The 21,360-nt window shown below is 41.8% G+C and carries 22 protein-coding genes and 1 pseudogene; 3 read left to right on the top strand and 20 right to left on the bottom strand.

The window, feature by feature from the left end:
• Position 1 precedes the first annotated feature (1 nt).
• From pepF to nagB, 11 genes and pseudogenes are all read right to left on the bottom strand, one after another.
• Positions 2-1,804 carry an oligoendopeptidase F gene (gene pepF / locus SSV_RS03265; protein ID WP_072073674.1) on the bottom strand — a complete coding sequence of 601 codons (1,803 nt, stop codon included), beginning with the start codon at positions 1,802-1,804 and terminating at the stop codon, positions 2-4.
• Between the two features lie 191 nt (positions 1,805-1,995).
• A complete protein-coding gene (locus tag SSV_RS03260) occupies positions 1,996-2,382 on the bottom strand; it encodes a DUF1310 family protein (protein WP_072073673.1) in 387 nt (128 codons plus the stop codon).
• Positions 2,383-2,713: 331 nt separating this feature from the next.
• Positions 2,714-3,100, bottom strand: coding sequence for a DUF1310 family protein (locus SSV_RS03255; protein WP_072073672.1), 387 nt, complete (start codon positions 3,098-3,100; stop codon positions 2,714-2,716).
• Between the two features lie 153 nt (positions 3,101-3,253).
• Positions 3,254-3,639: pseudogene (locus tag SSV_RS03245) on the bottom strand (DUF1310 family protein).
• A gap of 320 nt (positions 3,640-3,959) precedes the next feature.
• The gene (locus SSV_RS03240) at positions 3,960-4,337 is read right to left on the bottom strand and encodes a DUF1310 family protein (protein ID WP_072073669.1); all 378 of its coding nucleotides are present in this window, start codon (positions 4,335-4,337) and stop codon (positions 3,960-3,962) included.
• A 322-nt stretch (positions 4,338-4,659) separates the two neighbouring features.
• Positions 4,660-5,052: a DUF1310 family protein gene (locus tag SSV_RS03235; RefSeq protein ID WP_072073668.1), complete on the bottom strand. Its 393-nt coding sequence runs from the start codon at positions 5,050-5,052 to the stop codon at positions 4,660-4,662.
• A 152-nt stretch (positions 5,053-5,204) separates the two neighbouring features.
• Positions 5,205-5,612, bottom strand: coding sequence for a DUF1310 family protein (locus SSV_RS03230; protein WP_072073667.1), 408 nt, complete (start codon positions 5,610-5,612; stop codon positions 5,205-5,207).
• Between the two features lie 160 nt (positions 5,613-5,772).
• Positions 5,773-6,732 (bottom strand): competence protein CoiA, encoded by a 960-nt coding sequence (locus SSV_RS03225; RefSeq protein WP_072073666.1) that lies wholly within the window; start codon positions 6,730-6,732, stop codon positions 5,773-5,775.
• A gap of 116 nt (positions 6,733-6,848) precedes the next feature.
• A complete protein-coding gene (locus SSV_RS03220) occupies positions 6,849-8,018 on the bottom strand; it encodes an MFS transporter (protein ID WP_072073665.1) in 1,170 nt (389 codons plus the stop codon).
• Positions 8,019-8,112: 94 nt separating this feature from the next.
• The gene (locus SSV_RS03215; protein WP_072073664.1) at positions 8,113-9,468 is read right to left on the bottom strand and encodes a DUF1958 domain-containing protein; all 1,356 of its coding nucleotides are present in this window, start codon (positions 9,466-9,468) and stop codon (positions 8,113-8,115) included.
• A 150-nt stretch (positions 9,469-9,618) separates the two neighbouring features.
• A complete protein-coding gene (gene nagB, locus SSV_RS03210) occupies positions 9,619-10,326 on the bottom strand; it encodes a glucosamine-6-phosphate deaminase (protein ID WP_072073663.1) in 708 nt (235 codons plus the stop codon).
• Positions 10,327-10,461: 135 nt separating this feature from the next.
• Here nagB and SSV_RS03205 point away from each other — a divergent pair, with 135 nt between their 5' ends.
• Genes SSV_RS03205 through SSV_RS03195 form a run of 3 tightly spaced genes read left to right on the top strand, consistent with a single transcriptional unit; the run spans position 10,462 to position 12,166 of the window.
• Positions 10,462-10,641, top strand: a complete 180-nt coding sequence (locus SSV_RS03205) for a hypothetical protein (protein ID WP_002897949.1) — start codon at positions 10,462-10,464, stop codon at positions 10,639-10,641.
• Positions 10,642-10,650: 9 nt separating this feature from the next.
• On the top strand, positions 10,651-11,679 hold the full coding sequence (gene queA / locus SSV_RS03200) for a tRNA preQ1(34) S-adenosylmethionine ribosyltransferase-isomerase QueA (protein WP_072073661.1): 1,029 nt from the start codon (positions 10,651-10,653) through the stop codon (positions 11,677-11,679).
• Positions 11,680-11,695: 16 nt separating this feature from the next.
• Positions 11,696-12,166 carry an arginine repressor gene (locus SSV_RS03195; RefSeq protein WP_002917512.1) on the top strand — a complete coding sequence of 157 codons (471 nt, stop codon included), beginning with the start codon at positions 11,696-11,698 and terminating at the stop codon, positions 12,164-12,166.
• 130 nt (positions 12,167-12,296) lie between these two features.
• Here the strand turns inward: SSV_RS03195 and SSV_RS03190 are convergent, their stop codons facing one another.
• From SSV_RS03190 to SSV_RS03150, 9 genes are all read right to left on the bottom strand, one after another.
• Complete coding sequence (locus SSV_RS03190; protein ID WP_072073660.1) at positions 12,297-13,634, bottom strand: dipeptidase; 1,338 nt, start codon at positions 13,632-13,634, stop codon at positions 12,297-12,299.
• 21 nt (positions 13,635-13,655) lie between these two features.
• On the bottom strand, positions 13,656-15,167 hold the full coding sequence (locus SSV_RS03185; RefSeq protein ID WP_072073659.1) for a YfcC family protein: 1,512 nt from the start codon (positions 15,165-15,167) through the stop codon (positions 13,656-13,658).
• Between the two features lie 202 nt (positions 15,168-15,369).
• On the bottom strand, positions 15,370-16,317 hold the full coding sequence (arcC, locus tag SSV_RS03180; RefSeq protein ID WP_072073658.1) for a carbamate kinase: 948 nt from the start codon (positions 16,315-16,317) through the stop codon (positions 15,370-15,372).
• Between the two features lie 166 nt (positions 16,318-16,483).
• Positions 16,484-17,500: an ornithine carbamoyltransferase gene (gene argF / locus SSV_RS03175; RefSeq protein WP_002896073.1), complete on the bottom strand. Its 1,017-nt coding sequence runs from the start codon at positions 17,498-17,500 to the stop codon at positions 16,484-16,486.
• A 50-nt stretch (positions 17,501-17,550) separates the two neighbouring features.
• On the bottom strand, positions 17,551-18,780 hold the full coding sequence (gene arcA / locus SSV_RS03170; RefSeq protein WP_072073657.1) for an arginine deiminase: 1,230 nt from the start codon (positions 18,778-18,780) through the stop codon (positions 17,551-17,553).
• A gap of 291 nt (positions 18,781-19,071) precedes the next feature.
• Positions 19,072-19,758 (bottom strand): Crp/Fnr family transcriptional regulator, encoded by a 687-nt coding sequence (locus SSV_RS03165; protein WP_072073656.1) that lies wholly within the window; start codon positions 19,756-19,758, stop codon positions 19,072-19,074.
• Positions 19,759-19,805: 47 nt separating this feature from the next.
• Complete coding sequence (locus SSV_RS03160; protein ID WP_072073655.1) at positions 19,806-20,303, bottom strand: DUF1648 domain-containing protein; 498 nt, start codon at positions 20,301-20,303, stop codon at positions 19,806-19,808.
• Positions 20,290-20,571: an autorepressor SdpR family transcription factor gene (locus SSV_RS03155; protein ID WP_002896078.1), complete on the bottom strand. Its 282-nt coding sequence runs from the start codon at positions 20,569-20,571 to the stop codon at positions 20,290-20,292. The genes SSV_RS03160 and SSV_RS03155 overlap by 14 nt, the downstream gene beginning before the upstream one ends.
• Positions 20,549-21,337, bottom strand: coding sequence for a YhfC family intramembrane metalloprotease (locus SSV_RS03150; protein ID WP_072073654.1), 789 nt, complete (start codon positions 21,335-21,337; stop codon positions 20,549-20,551). The genes SSV_RS03155 and SSV_RS03150 overlap by 23 nt, the downstream gene beginning before the upstream one ends.
• Positions 21,338-21,360: the final 23 nt, after the last annotated feature.

Here is a 21,360-nt window from a genome sequence, read left to right as displayed (position 1 = left end):
TTTATGCCAGTCCCAACTTCTTGACCAAGGCTTCGAATTCGTCCAAGCGACGCTCAAAGACAGCAAAAGCAGCGTTTAGGTAGTCTTCTTTTTCCATATCCACACCTGCTTTTTTGATGACATTGAGTGGATAGTCAGAGTTCCCAGCTTTGAGATAGTCCAGATACTTGTCCTTGTCTTCCTGACTACCATGGACAATCTTTTCAGCCAAGGCAGAAGCCGCTGAAAATCCTGTTGAATATTGGAAAACATAGTAATCATAGTAGAAATGCGGAATCCGAGCCCACTCGTACTGAATCTGTGGATTATCTTCTTTCTTCAGACCATAGTATTTCTCGTTCAAATCAGCGTAGAGTTCATTGAGAAACTCGCTGGTCAAAACTTGACCTTCTTGGTCAGCCTTGTGGATAGCATGCTCAAACTCAGCAAACTGGGTTTGACGGAAGACTGTACCTCTAAATCCATCCAAGAAGTGATTGAGGATAGCAAAGCGAGTAGCATCATCTTCTACTTCTTCCAAGAGCTTCTCGGTCAGGATATTTTCATTGGTCGTCGAAGCAATCTCAGCTAGGAAGATAGAGTAATCTCCATAAACATAAGGCTGGGTCTCACGTGTATAGCTGGAGTGCATACTGTGACCCGTCTCGTGCACCAAGGTAAAGAGATTGTCCAGCGTGTCCTGCCAGTTGAGCAACATAAAGGCATTGGTATCATAAGACCCGCCTGAGTATGCCCCTGAGCGCTTGCCTTGATTTTCATGAACATCAATCCAGCGCTCTGAAAAGGCTGTCTTGACTCGGCTCAAATAATCCTCACCCAGAATAGCCAGAACTTCCTCAGACTTAGCCAAGGCTTCCTCATAAGTGAACTTGTAATCTGTCTCTGACAAAGGTGTGTACATATCATACATCTTCAAATCAGAAATGCCTAAAATCTTCGCTCGCAAAGCGATATAACGCTGCAAAAGAGGCAAATGCTTATTGACAGCTGAAACTAAGCTGTCATAGACACTTTCTGGAATAAAGTCCGCTGACAAAGACGCTTCACGGGCAGATGAAAACTTGCGGACTTTCGCATTGTAGTTGTGAACCTTGACATTGGTCTGCAGAGTCTTAGCATAGGTATGCTGGTACTGCTCGTAGACGCTGTAGAGAGCCTCATAAGCTTCCTTACGGACCTCTCGATTCTTAGACTCGACCAAGGTGATATAGTTGCCGTGGCTGAGCTGAATTTCATTTCCATCTTCGTCATGCACCATCGGAAAGACAATATCCGCATTATCCAAGATAGCAAAGGTTTCTCCTGCTGCACCAAAAATTTCACCAGCACCAGCCAATAGCTCCTCTTCACGCTGTGTCAGGATGTGGGCTTTCTTTTTCAAAAGCTTGTCAAAATAATGCTGATACAGCTGCAGGGCTGGCTGCTCAGCCAAGAAAGCTTGGTACTGCTCTTCTGTAATCGCCATAAATTCGGGCTCATAGAAGGCAAAGCTTTGACCAAAATCGCTGTAAAGAGTCATGCCTTTAGCCTGATACTCTTGGTACTTAGCCACACGTGTATCCTGGTCATTCTTCATGTGAGCGTAAGAATAAAGCTTTTCAATACGGCGCATCAAGTCTAGCTGCACTTCAGTCGTTGTTAAGAGACTGTCCGCTGAATCCAGCAAATGTCCAGCCAGACTAGCTGCTTCCTTCACTTCTTCTGAAACCTGCGCCAACTCTGCTTCAAAGGCTTCATCTGTTGGGAAAATAGTACTCAAATCCCAAGTATATTTTTCTTCAATTTCATTTCTTTGTTTTGCCATAAAAAAATCCTCCGACTCCCCTATTCTATCACAAAATTCCACTTTTTATAAAACTCAAGTACCAAAATCTCTTAGTAGCTATGCAGACTGACTTAGTTTATAAAAAAACTCTTTGAACCTAATTCCTGACCAAACAAAAACTAGATTCCAAAGAGTTCATTTTTTCCTATCACTAAATGACTTATCATATGTCATTCTCCCCTCAATTTCTTTGCGAGTTCACCAGAGATTACATAACCTGTGTGTTCTAATTTCTCTTCAGATTCTTCCATCAATGTTGTTTTAATAGTTAATTCTGGATCACCATTGATTATAAGTTCAACGATTAACCCCCCCATTGGATTATAGTCTAATTCATCTTCATTAATTGAATATTCTTTTATAATCCCCTCCTCTGTCAATGCTTTAGAATCTTCCTGTCTTAGTAATTCTTCTATTGCTCTCTGCGCTTTCTTCCCCTCCGCAATCTGAATCATTTCTTCTCTTTCTGACCGACTGTTTAAAATACCACAACCTCCTAAAAATATAGCCGAACTAATTGTGATGATACTCAGAAAAATTACAAAAATTTTCTTCATAATGGCTCCTTTCGCTTCTCATTTTTGATAAAACCGATGCCTTAACAAAAACGAGAAGGCGAATTTAGATTAATTTTTTATATTAATTATTATACTATTTTTCCAAAGAACATAATAGCGCAATCATTGTTAGGAAGTTATGAAGGAAAAACATTATTCTTCATTGACGCGTACGTTTCGTAAATTTGGGAGATAGTACCGATGTAAGCAACATCTTCAACTATTCCAGCCCTCCAATATGCATGTTTCCATCAAATTCAAACAATGAAATATCAACATCCTGTCGATCCTTATATCCCGCACCATCAATAGGAACTAAGTAGCCATTCATTTATACACCTCCAACAAGTTTGTCAAGTTCATCAGATGCAAAATAACTCGCTATTCTATATTCACCCGTCTTTTCTTCTAATACCGTCATACTCATATTTAACTCATGGTCATTATTGAGAACCACATAAACCAACATGCCTCCCATAGGATTATACTCCAACTTATCCTTTTGAATTTCATAAGATTTAATCTTCCCTTCTACTGTTAGAGCTTTGGGATCCAGTTCTCTCAACTCTTTCTCAATCGCCTCCTTCATCTTTTTACTCTCCGCAATCTGAAGCATTTCTTCTTGTTCTGAACGACTGTTTAACATACTGCATCCTCCTAAAAGCATAGCCGAGCTGAGCGTAATGATAGTCAGAAAGATGACAAAAATTTTCTTCATGATAGCTCCTTTCGTTTCTCATCTTTGCTAAAGCAGATGCCTTAACAAAAATGGGAAACTGGATTTAGATTAACGTTTTATCTTATCATTTTTATACTATTTTTTAAGGGTGCAAAAGCGCAATCATTGCTAGGAAGTTATGCAGAAAAAGTCTTATTCTCCCCTCAACTTCTTTGCAAGCTCACCAGAAATTACGTACCCTGTATGTTCTAACTTCCCATCAGAGTCTCCCATCAATGTTGTGGTAATTGTTAATTCCGGGTCATCGTTTATTATAAGCTCAACTATTAAGCCACCCATAGGATTATATTTAAGATTTTTTCATTTATTGTATATTTTTTTATTGTCCCATTTTCTGTCAATGCTTCAGGATCTTTCTTCCTTAACATTTCCTCCATTAACTTTTTAGATTTCTGACTCTCCGCAATCTTAAGCATTTCTTCTTGTTCTGAACGACTGTTTAACATACTGCATCCTCCTAAAAGTATCGCCGAACTAAGCGTAATGATAGTCAGAAAGATGACAAAAATTTTCTTCATGATAACTCCTTTCGTTTCTCATCTTTGCTAAAGCTGGTACCTTAACGAAAATGAGAAACCGATTTTAGATTAACGTCTTATATTAATTATTGTACTATTTTTCAAAAGAACATGATAGCACAATCATTGTTAGGAAGTTATCTAGAAAAACCTTATTCTTCATTGCCATTTACATTGTCGTAAAGTTTAGAGATAGTGCCGATATAACCATTTTCACCTTTAATTGAGTTGTTTTCTCCCACTTTCAAAGATCTATATTCCACCAGAGCTGCCTCTATATTTGTTAATCTGTGTTGTTTTTATTATTAGCCATATTATTCTCAAATTAACAGACTTAATTCTTGGGAAACGCCATAACTGACTACTTCATAATTACCTGCTTCTTCTTCCTGAACAGTCATATTTATATATAGTTTTTCTTCCCCATTAATAATCATATAAACATCTAGTCCACCCATGGGATTATAATCTAACTTATCCTTTTGAATTTCATAGGATTGAATCTTTCCTTCTGGTGTCAAAGCTTTGGGTTCCAATTCCTTAAGAAAATTTTCCAAGGCTCTCTTCATCTTTTTACTCTCCGCAATCTGAATCATTTCTTCTTTCTCTGACCGACTGTTTAGAATGCTGCAGCTTCCTAGAAGCATAGCTGAACTAATCGTGATGATAGTCAGAAAGATGACAAAATATTTCTTCATGATGACTCCTTTAGTTTGTTACCTTTGCTCAAACTGATGTCCTAATGAAAATGGATTTGGATTAATGTTTTATCTTATCATTGTTATACTATTTTTTAGAAGTCTCAAGTACTCCAGTACGGATAAAGAGTTGTAAAGACAAAAACTCGTTCTCCATCACGCTTGATATTTTTATAAATTTGGGAGACGGTGCCTAAATAATCCTCCCTTTTACATCATATTCTTTACAACATGCATACTCCTATACTCATATAAATAAGTTCCAACAAGTTGTTTATCTTCATATTCTCTAACATCAACAGGGTTTTTATAATCAGGCGTATTACTTTTCTCCTCTAATTAGCTCGTTAAATTCCGGAGACATGCCATAACCACCCGTCTCGTATTCGCCAGTAGTTGAATTTTCTTGAAAAGTCATGTCTAATTCAAACTTATTATTATCATTAATTATTAAATAGATGTCTAATCCTCCCATCGGATTGAAATCTAATTTATTCTTTTCAATTTTATACGTTTTAATCTTTCCTTCTGCTGTCAGAGCTTTAGGATCCAGTTCTCTCAACTCTTTCTCAATCGCCTTCTTCATTTTTGTACTTTCCGCAATCTGGATCATTTCTTCTTTTTCCGACCGACTTCTTGGCATACTGCAGCCTCCTAAAATAATGCCTGAACTGACCGTGATGATACTCAGAAAAATGACAAAAATTTTCTTCATAATGACTCCTTTCGCTTCTCATCTTTGATAAAACCGATGCCTTAACAAAAACGAGAAGGCGAATTTAGATTAATTTTTTATATTAATTATTATACTATTTTTCCAAAGAACATAATAGCGCAATCATTGTTAGGAAGTTATCTAGAAAAACCTTATTCTTCATTGCCATTTACATTTTCTTCATCCATTAGTTCTGTAAGCTTCGGTGACCACACAGTCCCATCTCTGTGAAATTTCCCATTTTCGTCCTCTGTAATGACATATCCTAGTGTTACTTCTTCGTCACCATTAATGATTAGATCAAACATTAATCCTCCCATTGGGTTCTGAGTTAGTGACTTTTTATTAATTTCATAACTTTTAATTTTCCCTTCAGGTGTTAATGCTTGAGGGTCAATCTTTTTCAGCCCTTCCTCAATAACACTCTTCATCTTTTTACTTTCTGCAATTTGAAGCATTTCTTCTTTTTCCGACCGACTGTTTAACATACCACAACCTCCTAGAAACATGGCTGAACTTAGCGTGATGATAGCCAGAAAGATGACAAAAATTTTCTTCATGGTGGCTCCTTTCGCTTCTCATCTTTGCTAAAGCCTACTGGATTAGCACGATTTAGAATTTTTAACTGTCTAACTTATTACTTTATTATATTATACAGGATTCTAAAATATTCTAAAACTGAAAGGATAGCTAAAAGTTTATGGCTTCATCAATGAGAAACTAACGATACTTAGCATTTTCTCTTATCATCTCATAAAAAGCCGGTGAATAAACAATTTGCAGATTTTTTTGCTGGAGATTGGCATAATAGGTCTCAAACTGCTGGTAATAGCCAGTCAGGTCACTAGTTATCTGACAGAAGAAGGCAGCCTGTATCGGCCGAACCTGTGGATAGAAATCCTCTGCAGTCTTAGTCAAGAGATTATCTCCAGCCTGATAGAGCTGGGCCTGCAGCCTCATCCATCTAGGCTGCTGGTAATAAAGCTGACGGCGGATATAGCTGCAGATGTGCGGATCTTGCTGGGCCAGAAAGCTGTTCATCTCCTGCTTTTGAAAGGGCAAACGCAAAATATCTAAAAGCCGGCCGTTACCAAAGGGAAAGTTCTTGGTCTTGTGCTGGACTTTTCCATGCAGATCTTCGTGAATCAGGTATTTAAGACGCAGAACTTGCTTTTCTTGATCCAGCTCCCAAAGATGAAAGCCCATATTTTTACTAAAATAGAGAAAATCCTTCTGCAGGCGGGTTAAGGAATCCTTGAGCCAAAGTTTTCGCCCCCAAAGCCAGAGAACCTGATAGCCATGCTGGGGGTAAGAAAGCGTCCGTTCCTGCAGCCGTTCTATACTTAGAGGACTGCACTGGACTTCAAGCGCCAGTTTTTTATCAACCAGCAAATCAGCAATCTGCTGCAGTGCAGGCAAAAAAGCTTCCACCTCAACTTCTTCTTTCTGGACAGCCCAGCGAAAAAGCTCCGCCTTCAGGTTCAGGTGCTCGACACTCTCATTTTCCCTATAAAAACGACACTCTTCTAGCGAAATATGCGCAAAATGCGGCTGCATAACCTTCCCTTTTTTAAAACGGACTGCCCCTGAACAAGCGGGACAGACGAAATCAGCCCCCTTCTCAATCTTCTCCTCCAGAGCATTACACAAAAGTCCCTTATGATTTCGCGCCACAAACATATCCCAGCCCCCTCTAAAAAATTCTCTCATTTACTAAAATATTCGCAAAAGAAAAGAGAAAGTATCTACACCATCAAAAAACGAGTCAAGAGAACATCTCTCCGACTCGTTTTTTATTATCCAAATAATTGATTTCCTTTTCGTTCTGGCAATTTTAGAAAGAGACTCAGCAGGCAGACTAGGCAGATGACAGCTGCTAGAAAGAGGTTCATTCCTTCGTAACCCCAACTGTCCAGAAAGTGACCGGCCAGATTTTGAATGAGAATGGTTCCTAGACTGCGGGCCGTCTGGACCAGAGCAATGGCTGTAACCAGGTATTTTTCATCAACCAGACTGGCTACGATTTTCAAGGTCACCATAATCAAAACCATGCCGGTCACGTGCTTGGAAAGGAGAGTCATCCCGATTTTCGAAATCAAATCTAGGTCTAAAGCATAGACGCTGTACTGGAGAAAGATGATTCCCAAACAGATATAAAGAAGCTTCTTCATCGAAATCTTGTCCATAAAAAGATAGGAATAAAAGATAAAAGGCGCTTCAACCAGAACTGATAGGGCAACAACAGTCGAAGCCCTATCTACCTCTAAGCCACTGTGCTGTAGCATGGCAGGGATATAGGTATGACCAGTATTCCCCACTCCAGAGTAAAGGGCGACCAAAAGCAGGTAAAAGAGATAGGTTTTGTTGGTCAAGAGTTTCCCCAGACCTGTCTGCTTGTGAATGTCTTTTTTATCTAGGGCTGCTCGGTCGTGCTTAGGCTGGATTCCCAAAAGTCCAATGCTGCTGATAAGCATCATGCCAATAAAGACTGGGAAAATAGCCTGTGGTGCGACTCTTTGATAGATTAGTCCTGCTAGCTGAGAGCCTAAGGCATAGCCAATGGTTCCCCAAATCCGAATCTTGCCATAAGTATAAGGACTTTGGGCCGCAAGAACATCCATGACTGGATTGACCCCGTTAACCAACATGAGAACTAGGCTATACCAGACCAGTAACTGCCAAAGCTGAGTCGCTTTCATGAAAAATACAGCCCCAACCATCATAACTAGAAAGCTAAAAAGGAAGATCTTTTTAATTCCCAAAGCGTCGCTGAGAACTCCAAAGATTGGCTGAGCCAACATGGAGGCAAAGAAGGAAGCTGACACTACCATCGATACTTGGGCATTTGAATAGCCTAAATCCTGCATATAGACTGATATCAGGGTCGAAAAAAGAGAGTAGGCTAAGAAGAAAAAATTAAAGAGTAAAAAATGAGCTAGATAGCTGTTGTGAAACTTTTTTCGCATGAAAATCTCCTTAAAACAGAAAGAAAACTCAGCAAAAGAACTGAGTTTTAGCTTGGAAAGTCATTCCGTTCGTATGTGACAGAGGACATTCCCTTTATTCAATATCTGTATTTCTACGACGTTCCTGCTTTGCAGCCTTGCGTTTTTGGCGACTTCGGTATTCAAAGTACAGAATGATTAGCAGGATGCCAACAGGCAGCATAATCAACATCTTATCACTGAAGAACACACCATACCAAGGCTTGCTTTCCGACTTGCTGCCAGTCACATTTTCAATAGCCTGAGCAACTGGATTCTCAACTTTCTCGACTTTCATTTCATCAGAGATCTTGCTAGACAAGGTCTTCAAGCCATTTTCAGCCTTGAGAACATTGTTTTCAACCTTGACTTTAGGCTCGGTTCCCTTTTTAACAGTAGCGTAGAAATCCTCAGGCAGCTTATATTTCTGTCCATCAATCTCCTGCTCACCCTTGGATAAGAGTTTTTTGTACTCATAGTCTGCATAAGCCTTCTCAATCAAAGCATTACCAAAAGGATGGCGGTAATACTCACCGTCTTGGTCAGACCAGTCACCGACTCCCATAATCACAGCAATCATGCGCTGATCTCCACGCTTAATGGTCGCGATATAGTTGAAAGCACCGTTAGGACTAGAGCCTGTCTTCATGCCATCTACGCCCTTGAGTGCGTATTTAGCACCCGGCAGGGAGTAATTATAGGTTTCAAAGGTTTCCTCGTAAGGAGTTCCGGCTTTAACCGTAACCTTGGCTTTATTAGTATAGTTTAGAATCTCAGGATGGTGGTTGACAAAGTTATAGGCCAGAATCGCCAAATCACGGGCTGTTGTTTGATTGCTGGCATAATTATCGTAGTTTTGAGGGTTATAATAGCCCTTAAAAGAAACCGCCGCTGCACCGCTGGCATTGAACCACTTGGTATTGGTCATGCCCAGTTCTTGAGCCTTGGCATTCATCCGATCCAAGAAAGCATCTGGATCATTGTCCGATAAATAATTGGCCAGCATAACGGTTGTCGCATTGGATGAAGGCACGATTGTCATGGTAATCAGCTCAGATACGGTATAGTCCACACCAGCGACAATTTTATTATTAGAAATTTCATAAATATTAGCAGTAGCTTGATCCTGAGGTGTAGCTGTAATGACCGTCTTTTCGCTGATTTTTCCTTCCTTAATCGCTTCAAAGACCAAGTAAAGCGTCATGAGCTTACTCATACTAGCGGGATCACGCACCTCATCGACATTATCCTCCCAGACAACATCACCTGTACTGCCGTCAATAACGAGAGAAGACTTGGGACGATTAATCGCCTGAACATTATCGTGCGGATACATCTTTTTAGCCATATCCACCAATTCATCAGCCCTAGCAGCTAGTGGTGCTAACGAGGTCAGGAACGCAATTCCCAATAACAAAAGCTTTTTCTTCACAGGATCCTCCAAAGAACAATTATACCTATCTAGTATATCATATTTTACGCAAAGTCAACCATAAATCTAAAAATCCTACCTAAAAAATAGATAGGAAATTAAGAGACTTTTATCTGGCAAAGCTAGTTTTATAGCAACAACATCAAAATCTTAGTGATTTAACAAGCTAAGAGCTTCCTTATCAGCGATAATTACAACATCCGGATGCTTCTGGAGAGCACTGCCTGGCAGCTCCTCTGTCACTTCACCCTCAACAGTCCCTGCTATAGCCTTGGCCTTAGCTGAACCGTAAGCAAAGAGGATGATGGACTTGGCATCAAGGATATTGCCAATCCCCATGGAAATAGCCTGAGTCGGAACATCTTCCATCTTGTCGAAGAATCGAGCATTGGACTGAATGGTGGACGGTGTCAGATCTACTAAATGAGTCTGACTGTCGAAACTGGTTCCCGGCTCATTAAAGCCGATATGACCATTCGTACCGATTCCCAAAATCTGCAAATCAGCAGGATGCTCTGCGAGAAGCTGATTGTACCGCGCCACTTCTGCTTCTAAATCTTTCGCTGCGCCATTAGGCAGGAAGCTTGCTTTAAAAGGCTTTTGATTAAAGAGGTGCTGGTTCATGAAATAGCGATAAGATTGAGGATCGTCCTCCTGCAAACCGACATATTCATCCAGATTGACACTGATCATCTCTGAAAAATCAAGGTCGCTCTCAACAATCTGCTTGTAAAATTCTTCTGGGCTGCTGCCTGTAGCCAACCCCAAAGTTTTTGCTCCTTGAGCTATCTTTTCCTTGAGCAGTTCAAGAGCCGCTTTGCCACCTTCTACTTGGTTTTCCACTTGAATAATTTTCATTTTTATACCTCCACATCTTTTCTTAATTCTATTATATGGTATAGACCAATTTTTGTCAAGAAAAAGTCGGTAAATTGAAGAGATTTTTAAGTCATGCTCGCTTCCTTTTGCTACAAATCGTGTTATAATAGAACCATGTTTTTACTGATTGTTTTATTGATTTTATTTTTAGTCGGAGTCTTGCTCTGCAGCCTGAGTTTCCTCATGAAAAAACAACCAGGCTGGCAGATTGTAAGTTTGATTTTAGGAGGCTTACTTACAGCCAGTCCCTTCCTACTAGCCGCCTACTTACTCTGGCTGATGAAAACAATATAAGGAGATACGATGAATACCGCTGATTTTGATTTTGACTTGCCCGAAGAGCTGATTGCTCAGACGCCTTTAGAGAAAAGGGATGCTTCCCGCTTGCTAGTGGTTGATAAAGAAACGGGAGCCTTCTCAGACCAGCACTTTGACCAGATTATTGATCAGCTCCAGCCCGGCGATGCCTTAGTTATGAATAATACTCGTGTCCTGCCTGCCCGCCTTTATGGTATCAAACCTGAGACAGGCGGCCATGTCGAGCTGCTGCTACTTAAAAATACTCAGGGAGATGACTGGGAAGTGCTAGCCAAGCCAGCCAAGCGTCTCAGAGTAGGTGCTCAGATTTCCTTTGGCGATGGACGCTTAACTGCAACTGTCGTAGAAGAGCTGGAGCACGGGGGGCGCATCGTACGCTTCGACTACCAAGGAATTTTTCTAGAAGTCTTGGAGAGTCTGGGAGAAATGCCCCTGCCTCCTTATATCCACGAAAAGCTGGAAGACCGTGAACGCTACCAGACTGTTTACGCCAAAGAAAACGGCTCTGCTGCTGCGCCAACTGCTGGACTTCATTTCACAGAAGAGTTGCTGGAGCAGATTGCAGCCAAGGGAGTCAAGCTGGTCTATCTGACCCTTCATGTCGGACTGGGAACTTTCCGACCGGTTTCTGTGGACAGCTTAGATGATCACGAGATGCACTCCGAGTTTTACAGTCTGTCCGAGGAAGCTGCCCAGACACTCCGTCAGGTCAAGGCTAATGGCGGTCGTGTCATTGCAGTCGGCACTACATCTATCCGCACCTTGGAGACAATTGGTAGTAAATTCCAGGGGCAGATTCAGGCTGACTCTGGCTGGACCAATATTTTTATCAAGCCGGGATACGATTGGAAAGTAGTTGATGCTTTTTCAACCAACTTCCACCTGCCCAAGTCAACTCTTGTCATGTTAGTTTCAGCCTTTGCTGGACGCTCCTTAACCCTCCAAGCTTATGAGCATGCCATTACTGAGCGCTATCGCTTCTTCAGCTTTGGTGATGCTATGTTTATCAAATAACTATAGGTGAAAATTTATGAATAAAATTGAAAGCAGACACCGTCTCATCCGCTCCTTAATCATGGAGAAAAAAATCCATACCCAGCAAGAACTCCAGGAGCATTTGGAAGCAAACGGCGTCATTGTAACCCAGTCCACTCTTTCACGAGATATGAAAGCACTCAATCTGGTCAAGGTCAGTGAGAACGATACTTCCTACTATATCATCAACAGCATCGCACCATCCCGTTGGGAAAAACGCCTCCGCTTCTACATGGAGGATGCTTTGGTCATGCTGCGGCCAGTTAAAAATCAAGTCGTCATGAAAACCCTGCCTGGTCTGGCCCAGTCTTTCGGTGCAATCTTAGACGCTCTAGAGCTACCACAGATTGTAGCTACTGTCTGTGGTGATGATGTCTGTCTGATTATCTGCGAGGATGATCAAGGGGCTCTTGACTGCTTTGAGAAGCTCAAAGAATTCACCCCACCATTCTTCTTTAGTAAATAAAAGCTGAGGCAATTTTGTCTCAGCTTTTTCTATTAACAATTTTTTGCCTCAATGAAAATCATCAGCAAATCGGAAAGCCAGAATTGACTAGAGCAACGCATTACCGAAGATAGTTTCAAAAAGTCAGCATTTAAGGTGTTGTAGCTAGACGATAAATAGCTTCCGCATAAATATCCATGGCCCGATATAGATCATCTAAGCGCAATCGTTCATTGACCTGATGCTCTGTCTGGTCAGCTCCCGGAAAGAGAGCGCCGAAGGCAACACAGTTAGGCATAGTACGAGCAAAGGTCGCTCCGCCAGAAGACATAGCTGGACTGTCGTCTCCTGTTTTCTCCTGATAAATTTCCATCAGGGTGCTGACCAACTCACTGTCCAAAGGTACGTAGAGCGGAGCCAAGTAGTCAAACTCCTGATAGGTCAGCTCGTATTGACTGGCAATCTTTGCCAGCTTTTCAACTAGCTTGTCCTTGTCTGCCAAGACCGGAATCCGCATGTCAATCCGAATCTCAGAGCGGTCAGAGGTTAAAGTCAGACCGGCAACATTAAAGGAAAGAAAGCCCGTCGGTTCATCAGACACAGGCCCAAAGAGATGGCTGCCTGTCGCATCTTCACCGACTTCCTGAGCCAGAAATGCAAGAGCCGGATGCGAATCCAAGGGCTGCAAGACCTTGGCTAGGCGAATAATGGCATTGATTCCTTGGGCGGCATCCTTGGCATGCTTGGGCAAGCCGATAACTGTTACTTCTTCTGCCGTTCGCTCATATTCATAGCCTAAATCTTCCAAGCCTGCAACAACTGACTCCAGTAAGCTGCCCGAATAGGAAGCCTTGGCAGGGACGACATTGAAAGCCTGACCAGCTTCAAGCTCTAAACTATCAGAGCCCGGCCCTTCCAGCTTGAGCTGCAGAAGCCCCTTCTCAGCATAGGTCAAGGGGAAGGAAGAATCTGGTGCAAATCCAAGTGCAGCCTGCTCTTCAAGCTGATTATACCTAGCCATGCAGCGCCAAAGCGTCTCCTCGTCTGTACCAAAGATAAAGCGAACCCGCTTTTTAAATTCTACTCCGCTATCCAGCAATGCTTTTACCGCATAAAGAGCGGCCATGGAAGGTCCCTTGTCGTCCTGAACCCCTCGACCGAAAATCCAGCCATCCTTGACAGTGGCTTCAAAGGGAGGTGTCTGCCAGTCCGACTCATCACCTGATGGAACAACATCCAAATGACAGAGAACGGCCAGGAGCTGAGCTCCATGACCGATTTCTGCATATCCGTAATAACCTTTAGGGTCGAGGTATGTTGTAAAACCTAGCCCTCGACAGATTTCTAAAGTTTTTTCTAGGACATCTTGGATAGCTTGTCCAAAAGGTGTTCCATTTTGGCCTTCATTGAGGACTGAAGGATAGGAAACGATTGTTTTCAAAGATTCAAGAAAATCTTCTTTAATCTCTTCCGTTATAAATTTTTTCATGGAATCACCTCAGCTTCTAGCTTATAGGAACGGTAAGAAAGTTCCTAGGAGTAAAAGACCAATACTGATAGCAATAATCGCTACAATCAGCTTGCCGATAAATTTCCACCAAGTTCCGATATTGATACGTCCGAGTGCCAAGGCTCCCATAACGATACCAGAAGTTGGTGCAACCAGGTTCAGCACACCTGAAGCAGACTGATAAGCTGTGATAATCAAGCTAGCTTTGACATTGACAAATTCTCCCATTGGAGCCATGATTCCCATAGTTGCACTGGCTAGACCAGATGATGATGGGATAAGGAAGGACATTGGCAGGTAGAAAATGTAAGTCAAGACGATAAATACTTGTGATGATAGACCGCTGAGTCCTTGTTTACCCCAATTGAGGATAGTGTCTGTAATCATACCGTCATTCATGATAACTTGGATACCACGGGCGATTGCTACGATTAGGGCTACGCTAAGCAGATCAGCTGCACCGTTCATAAAGGCAGAGATAATTTTGTCTTCCTTGAGACCGTACACAACACCAATCAAGATTCCCATGAAGGCAAAGAGCATAGCTCCTTCTGGGAAGTACCAAGTACCCAGTGCAGAAGTAGATGAACCAACAATCTTACCAAGAACTGGAAGACCAGTCAGCCAAGTATTGATGTCCTTAAATATAGTAATACCGAGATCTGTCCAAGGAATGAAACTCAATACCATAATAACGAATGTCAAAATGAACAGAACGAGGACAGTTCTTTGTTTTTTGCTCAGAGTTGACTCAACAGATGAAGAAGTTTCAACGTTAAAGTGTTTCAAATCTTCTTCGCGAGTGCTGTAAACCAATGACTTGGTCGGATCTTTTTGAATCTTATCTGCATAGCGGTAAACAAACCAAGTGCTGAGAGCAGTAAGAATAACCAAGAAGATGAGACGAAGGACAATCCCTTCACCAGTTCCGACACCAGCAGCCTCTGAAGCGATAACAGTTGCAAATGGATTTAGCGTAGAAGCCAAACATCCGATTTGCGAACCAAGCAGGATAATAGCCACCCCAGTAAGGCTGTCAAAACCAACTGCCATCATCACCGGCACCAAAAGCGGATAGAAGGCCATGGTTTCCTCACCCATACCATAGGTAGTACCACCAAGAGCAAAGAGAGGCATCAAGACAACAATCAACATCTTTTCGCGACCCTTGTACTTCTTAACGATAGAGGCAATTCCCACATCCAAAGCGCCAGTTTCGTTTACAACACCAAGGAAACCACCGACCATGAGGATGAAGAAGGCAACATCAATCGCTGCACTAGTCTCCTTAATCAAGGAGCCTTCCTCTGGGTGCGTACCCAGCATAGCTCGAATCGGCGCCATCAGGACATCCCAAATTCCTTGTGGATTTTGGGGCTGAGGCTGATAAACACCTTTTACAAAAGCCCCAGCTGGGATAATCCAAGTCAGCACTGCCATAATGGCAATGATTATCAACAATACGGTATAAGATGATGGCATCTTAAACCTTTTTTTTGTTTTTTCACTCATTTGTTTTTCCTCCTAAACGTTTTTTACGAGGTTACGAACCTGCATTTCCCTGCATGAGTAAACAAGAAAACGCTTACTTCGTTTATATTTTACCATATTAACATCAAAAAAACCAGTGTTTTTGAAAATTATAAATGATTTTCAAGAAAAGATTTCCAGCAAAGAAATGATATCTGCTATCAGCCTTCAATCAGTTCTATTTTTAGCCTTTTTCAATAATCGTGCCGCTCTCAGACTCAATCAGAGCGCCTAGATTTTCCAGAGATGTGATTACTGCTTTACCTTCTGGACGGCCATTGACAAAAGCGATAGCTGCTTCTACTTTTGGAAGCATGCTGCCTGGTGCAAATTGTTCTTGCTTGATGTATTCTTCCAACTGAGCAACATTCACATGCTCCAATTTTGATTGGTCTGGTTTGTTGTAGTTAACAAAGACATAGTCTACACCCGTCAAGACGATGAAGAGGTCTGCATCAACCAACTCTGCCAAGCGCTGAGAAGCAAAGTCCTTGTCAATAACGGCTTCAACACCTGTAAGATGGCCATTTTCTTCCTTGACGACAGGAATACCGCCGCCGCCCGCAGCTACCACTACTTGACCTTGATTCAAAAGCGTACGGATTGTTTCAATTTCCTTTATATCCACTGGTTTTGGTGAAGCAACAACCTTACGCCAACCGCGGCCAGCATCCTCTTTGAAAGTCGCTCCGCTCTTTTCAGCTTCTGCTTTTGCTTCTTCTTCTGAGTAGAAAGGACCAATTGGCTTGCTGAGGTTGACAAAGGCTGGATCGTTCTTATCAACTACTACTTGCGTCACAACAGAAGCGACATTCTTTTCGATGCCTTCATCTAAGAGAGCGTTTTGCAGAGCATTTTGCAGCCAAAAGCCAATGCTGCCTTCTGTCATAGCCACAAGAGAGTCTAGTGGGAAGGCAGGATTTTTTTCAGAGTCAGCTGCCAAGTGTTGCAGCAGCAAGTTCCCTACTTGCGGACCATTTCCATGGGTAATGATAAGGTCATCCCCGTTTTTAATCAATTTCACCAAGTGCTTAGCTGTTTCCACCAAGGCTTCCTGCTGTGCTTTCGCAGATGGGTCAGATGAAAGGATGGCATTTCCTCCCAAGGCTACAACGATTTTACGATTTCCCATTAAATTCTCCTTAATTGCGCTCAAAAGAATGCGCTTCCAATTTATTTTAGTAGATTTTTTAATTTTCAATAAGAAAATGAGCATTTCTCATCATATAAAAGAGGGCCGGACTAAAGCTATTAGTCGCAGCCCTCATAGCTGTTGGTAGACGGTTTCTTATATGAGATTATACTTTTGGAATGTAGAGATTTCCAAGAGTTGCAGCCATAACCGCTTTAATCGTGTGCATACGGTTTTCTGCTTGGTCGAAATGACGAGCGTATTTGCTACGGAATACTTCGTCAGTTACTTCCATTTCTTCAACGCCAAATTTTTCAGCGACATCTTTACCGTAAACAGTATTTGTATCGTGGAAAGCAGGTAAGCAGTGCAAGAAAATCAAGTTTTCATTATCAGCTTTCTTTACCAAATCCATGTTAACTTGGTAAGGTTTGAGGAGGGCAACGCGTTCTGCAAACTTGTCTTCTTCACCCATAGATACCCAAACGTCTGTGTAAAGAACATCAGCTCCTTTAACTGCTTCGTCAGCATCTTCAGTGATCAGCACACGAGCGCCACTTTCTTTAGCAAAGCCTTCTGCCAATTCAACGATTTCTTTTTCTGGGAAGAGTTCTTTTGGTGAGAAGATGTGAACGTTGACGCCAAGGATAGCTCCTGTTACCAGCAAGCTGTTGGCAACATTGTTACGTCCATCACCACAGTATACCAGCGTCAAGCCTTCCAGACGGCCAAAGTTTTCTTGAACAGTCAAGTAGTCAGCCAACATTTGAGTTGGGTGCCATTCGTCAGTCAAACCATTCCAGACTGGAACACCTGAGAATTCTGCCAATTCTTCTACCATGCGTTGGCTGAAGCCGCGGAATTCAATCCCGTCGAACATACGGCCCAAAACTTTAGCAGTATCTTCTGTAGATTCTTTCTTGCCAAGCTGGATATCGTTGGCACCAAGGTATTCTGGATGTGCTCCCAAATCAATAGCCGCTGTTGTAAAAGCTGCACGAGTACGAGTAGATGTTTTTTCAAACAAGAGAGCGATATTCTTGCCAGCAAGATAGTGGTGTTGAATATTGCGTTTTTTCAAATCTTTCAAGTGAGCTGAAAGACCGATAAGGTATTCTAACTCAGCACGGCTAAAGTCTTTTTCTGCTAAGAAGCTACGTCCTTGGAATACTGAATGTGTCATTCTATTATTTCCTCTTTCTATTCTTTGAGTATCAGTAAAATACTGGATTCCTAAATTTCTTCACGTTCAAATGGCATAGACATACAGCGTGGTCCACCACGACCGCGAACCAATTCACTTCCGCGGATCTTAATCAAACGCAAGCCGTATTCTTCCAAAATCTTGTTAGTAACTGTATTGCGATCATACACTACTACCACACCAGGTGCGATAGTCAAGGTGTTAGAACCGTCATTCCACTGCTCACGCGCAGCAGCTACGATATTGCCACCGCCACAGCGAATCAGGTGAACTTTTTCCACACCAAGGTTTTCTGCCAAGATTTCTGCCAAATCACCTTTTTCTTCAACAATCTTAAGTTTGTCATCAACATAAGTTACAGAGTAAACGCGAAGATCGCCTTCGATTTCTGGGTGAATCGTGAACTTGTCATAGTCAACCATAGTGAAGACAGTGTCTAAGTGCATGAACTTACGGTTGTTGGCAAATTCAAAAGCCAAAACTTTCTTGAAGCCAACATTTTTCTTGAAGATATTGACCAAGAGTTTTTCGATAGAAGCTGCGTCTGTACGTTGTGAAATACCAACTGCCAGCACATCTTTTGAAAGAACCAACTCGTCCCCACCTTCGATACGTGTATCTTCTTCACGATTGTATACCAAATCCACTTTTCCACCATATACTGGGTGGTGTTTGAAGATGTATTTACCGTAGAGAGTTTCACGATTACGAGTATCTGCATACATGTGGTTAAGCGATACAGCATTACCAATCGTAGCAAATGGGTCACGTGTGAAGTAAAGGTTTGGCATCGGATCAATAGCGAATGGATAATCAGATTCCACCAAGTCCGTCAAGCCTTTTGCTTCTTCAGGAATTTCTGGCAATTCAACTTTTTGAACCCCTGCCATTGTTTTTTCAACCAACTCTTGGTTGTCTTTGATACCAAGGAGCAGTTCGCGAATAGCTTTCTTAGTTTCACGGCCGCGAATATTGGCTTCTTCCAGATACTCTTCGATAAATTGCTCACGAATTTCTGGAGAAGTCAGTGACTCAGCAGCCAACTGCTCAAGATAGAGAACCTCAACTCCTTCATTACGAAGCGCTTGAGCAAAGTTGTCATGTTCTTTTTGTGCATCTTCCAAGAAAGGAATATCATCAAAGAGAAGACGTTCCAAATAGTCCGGCTGCAAGTTTTCTAACTCCTTGCCAGGACGGTGCAACATAACTTTTTTCAGTTTCCCAATTTCCGAGAAAACATGAATTGGATGTGTAGACATCTACTGTCCTCCTTTTTCTTTGCGGTTTAGGTTTTCCTAAGCCCGTGTACATGTACTATTCTAGCATTTAATGTTACCGCTTTCAAGAAAAAGCTTACATTATAAATGCCAAATCCTTTGCTTTTTTTCGTAGCTATGTTTATAATATTCTTTTTTAAAGCGTTTTCTTTGGGTATTTTATGGATTATATTACTTTTGCGAATATTTATTTTTTCAAAGAAAATCAGTAAATGGTTAATATTAGAATATTTTGAACTTATCTGTCCAAAAAAAGAAGCTAATCAGAACCGATTAGCTTCCAGCAAGGTATTTCATAAAATATTCTTTATCCTTAAAGATTAATTTTTTATGTTCGTATTCAATCCGACCTTCATCCAAGAGCTTTTTCAGAACTTGATTGACCGTTTCCCGAGTTGTGGCTCCTAGTTTTGCCAACTCTTTCATACTGATAGGAAAGGGCAGGCTATCCCCCTCCTTGCACAAATCCATGCAGAGCAGCGACAGAGACTGGATAACACGCTCGCTTGCACTAGCTGCTACGACATTGCGCAATCTCAATTCCTGAAATTCCAAGATTTGCGATAGGCGCTTGGTAATGAACAACAGTTGATCCACACTCTTCTTAGAATATTCTTCAAACAAATCGATAGGAATAGAGAAATATTCAACATTGGTGACAGCGCTGGCAGTGTAATGATAGCGCTCATCAAAAAACATACCTCCATAGGGGAAAACACTGTTTTTCTTGACATAATCCATATAAGAAAATGTGTCTGTCGAATCATACTGCTCAATCCGCACATAGCCTTGAGACAAGAGGAAAAGACGCTCACGACGATCCCCCGCAAAAAAGATAATTTGTCCTTTAGGAATCTTACGATACTGAATCTCTACAGCCAATTTATCGAAAAGCTCCACTGGCAGATTGACAAAGGCAGGATGCTGCCGGATATACTGATAATGCTCCTTGGTAATCATGATAGTCCTTTGATTTGATACTTGATACCATTATACCATAAATCCGCTTACAGGCAGAAAACAGCCATTATAAAAATAAGAAATCCTAGCAAAACCAAAAGATGTGCCCACTTTCTATTCATAGGCTCTCTATCATCCTGTATTTTTTTCGGTAAGTAATTGCCTACAATGATGAAAACCAAAGCAACTAGCATAGTTGCTATTTTACGCACATCAAAACTCTCATTTAAGCCCCGATAAATGGTAGCTAGATACAGCGAAACAAAGGTAAAAGGAAATATCCAGCGAATAAGGTGCTTAAAGGTTCTATTCAAGATATCTTTGGCAATGGTTGTCCAATAGATCATAACTTCTAGCAGCATCATGACAATTGGAAAAGCAGATACTATTAGAAACTTAGGTAAAAAAGCATTTCCTTTTCCAGATAAGTCAAAGTGAATAGCCAGGTTTTCTGGTAATTTTTGATAGACCCAGATGGCATATAAAACTGGCAGGAGCATGAGTCCAAGCGCCCAGCCTAATTCTTGAAAACTATTTTTTTTCATTTTCGTTTCCTCCTCCAAGAGATTGAAACCAGACAAGAATTTCTTCAAAAACAGTGACATCTAAGCTGTAATATATAAAGTTCTTCTGCTTTTCTTCTATGAGCAGACCGGCTTTCTTTAGCTGAGAGAGGTGGTAGGATACCGTCGCAGGCGTCAGCTCAAAAGCTTGGGCAATTTCCCCTGCAGACTTCGGACCATGCTTGAGCATTTCCAGAATCCCCCTTCGAACTGGGTCAGCTAGAGCTTTAAGCGTTTGACTGATCCCCATGATTGAACCTTTCTTTCAGGTAAACTTTCAAAATTTTCTTGGTCAGAAAGACTAGTGCCACTACTTCTACCAAGAGCAGAGCTTCAACTGCAAGTGGCGGAAGAACGCCTACCTGAGCTAGAGCAGGCGCTAAGTCAATCAGGGCGTGAAGTCCCAGCGCAGCTAAAAAATACACTGGCGCCTTCTCCTTAACCGCCTTCCAAACCCAGAAGGTCAGCAGAATTTGGATAAGAATAGCCAAGATCCGCTCAAGAGCCAAAAGATAGATGCTGCCAGCGCTCATGGAACGGACATAATCAATCGTTGCTTGGGGGATTTGAGCCAGCGTCTGGACATTTCCCTGAGTCACTACTTGGGCTATAACCCAAAGGTTTAAGAGACTGACAATACCAATAAACAGAGCCTCAATAGCACCATGCCCTAAGCCATAGGCCATACCGTCCCTAAAGGTCAGTGGGCGCTTCTTCTGCAGCCAGTAAAAGATGACCCAGCGGGCTGTTTCTTCAAAAATAGCTGCCGCAGCAATACCATAAAGGACATATAGCCAAGGATTTTCCGTCCGCAAAGCGATAGTCCCATCAGCCTGAGGCTGTAAGACGATACGGTGCAAGATATTTTCCAGAACCTGACTAGAAAGATAAAAGCCGACTCCCCCTAAAAGGAAAACTAGCAGAGAAATGTGCTTGGTCTTTTTAAAATAAACCAAAGGAACAAGGACTGCCCCTAAAATCAGCAGCATGGCAATCAAGATATGAATGGAAATCATCGTTTTTTCTCCTGAACTGTTTA

The organism is Streptococcus sanguinis (genome assembly GCF_001078705.1).
GTDB classification, from domain to species: domain Bacteria; phylum Bacillota; class Bacilli; order Lactobacillales; family Streptococcaceae; genus Streptococcus; species Streptococcus sanguinis_D.
Note: the sequence above shows the minus strand (reverse complement) of the source record. Positions and strands in the feature narration are given on the sequence as shown.

Excerpts from the sequence above, each read along its gene's own strand:
- pepF (WP_072073674.1), bottom strand. The coding sequence starts at position 1,804 with ATGGCAAAACAAAGAAATGAAATTGAAGAAAAATATACTTGGGATTTG.
- SSV_RS03260 (WP_072073673.1), bottom strand. The coding sequence starts at position 2,382 with ATGAAGAAAATTTTTGTAATTTTTCTGAGTATCATCACAATTAGTTCG.
- SSV_RS03255 (WP_072073672.1), bottom strand. The coding sequence starts at position 3,100 with ATGAAGAAAATTTTTGTCATCTTTCTGACTATCATTACGCTCAGCTCG.
- SSV_RS03240 (WP_072073669.1), bottom strand. The coding sequence starts at position 4,337 with ATGAAGAAATATTTTGTCATCTTTCTGACTATCATCACGATTAGTTCA.
- SSV_RS03235 (WP_072073668.1), bottom strand. The coding sequence starts at position 5,052 with ATGAAGAAAATTTTTGTCATTTTTCTGAGTATCATCACGGTCAGTTCA.
- SSV_RS03230 (WP_072073667.1), bottom strand. The coding sequence starts at position 5,612 with ATGAAGAAAATTTTTGTCATCTTTCTGGCTATCATCACGCTAAGTTCA.
- SSV_RS03225 (WP_072073666.1), bottom strand. The coding sequence starts at position 6,732 with ATGTTTGTGGCGCGAAATCATAAGGGACTTTTGTGTAATGCTCTGGAG.
- SSV_RS03220 (WP_072073665.1), bottom strand. The coding sequence starts at position 8,018 with ATGCGAAAAAAGTTTCACAACAGCTATCTAGCTCATTTTTTACTCTTT.
- nagB (WP_072073663.1), bottom strand. The coding sequence starts at position 10,326 with ATGAAAATTATTCAAGTGGAAAACCAAGTAGAAGGTGGCAAAGCGGCT.
- SSV_RS03205 (WP_002897949.1), top strand. The coding sequence starts at position 10,462 with ATGTTTTTACTGATTGTTTTATTGATTTTATTTTTAGTCGGAGTCTTG.
- queA (WP_072073661.1), top strand. The coding sequence starts at position 10,651 with ATGAATACCGCTGATTTTGATTTTGACTTGCCCGAAGAGCTGATTGCT.
- SSV_RS03195 (WP_002917512.1), top strand. The coding sequence starts at position 11,696 with ATGAATAAAATTGAAAGCAGACACCGTCTCATCCGCTCCTTAATCATG.
- SSV_RS03190 (WP_072073660.1), bottom strand. The coding sequence starts at position 13,634 with ATGAAAAAATTTATAACGGAAGAGATTAAAGAAGATTTTCTTGAATCT.
- SSV_RS03185 (WP_072073659.1), bottom strand. The coding sequence starts at position 15,167 with ATGAGTGAAAAAACAAAAAAAAGGTTTAAGATGCCATCATCTTATACC.
- arcC (WP_072073658.1), bottom strand. The coding sequence starts at position 16,317 with ATGGGAAATCGTAAAATCGTTGTAGCCTTGGGAGGAAATGCCATCCTT.
- argF (WP_002896073.1), bottom strand. The coding sequence starts at position 17,500 with ATGACACATTCAGTATTCCAAGGACGTAGCTTCTTAGCAGAAAAAGAC.
- arcA (WP_072073657.1), bottom strand. The coding sequence starts at position 18,780 with ATGTCTACACATCCAATTCATGTTTTCTCGGAAATTGGGAAACTGAAA.
- SSV_RS03165 (WP_072073656.1), bottom strand. The coding sequence starts at position 19,758 with ATGATTACCAAGGAGCATTATCAGTATATCCGGCAGCATCCTGCCTTT.
- SSV_RS03160 (WP_072073655.1), bottom strand. The coding sequence starts at position 20,303 with ATGAAAAAAAATAGTTTTCAAGAATTAGGCTGGGCGCTTGGACTCATG.
- SSV_RS03155 (WP_002896078.1), bottom strand. The coding sequence starts at position 20,571 with ATGGGGATCAGTCAAACGCTTAAAGCTCTAGCTGACCCAGTTCGAAGG.
- SSV_RS03150 (WP_072073654.1), bottom strand. The coding sequence starts at position 21,337 with ATGATTTCCATTCATATCTTGATTGCCATGCTGCTGATTTTAGGGGCA.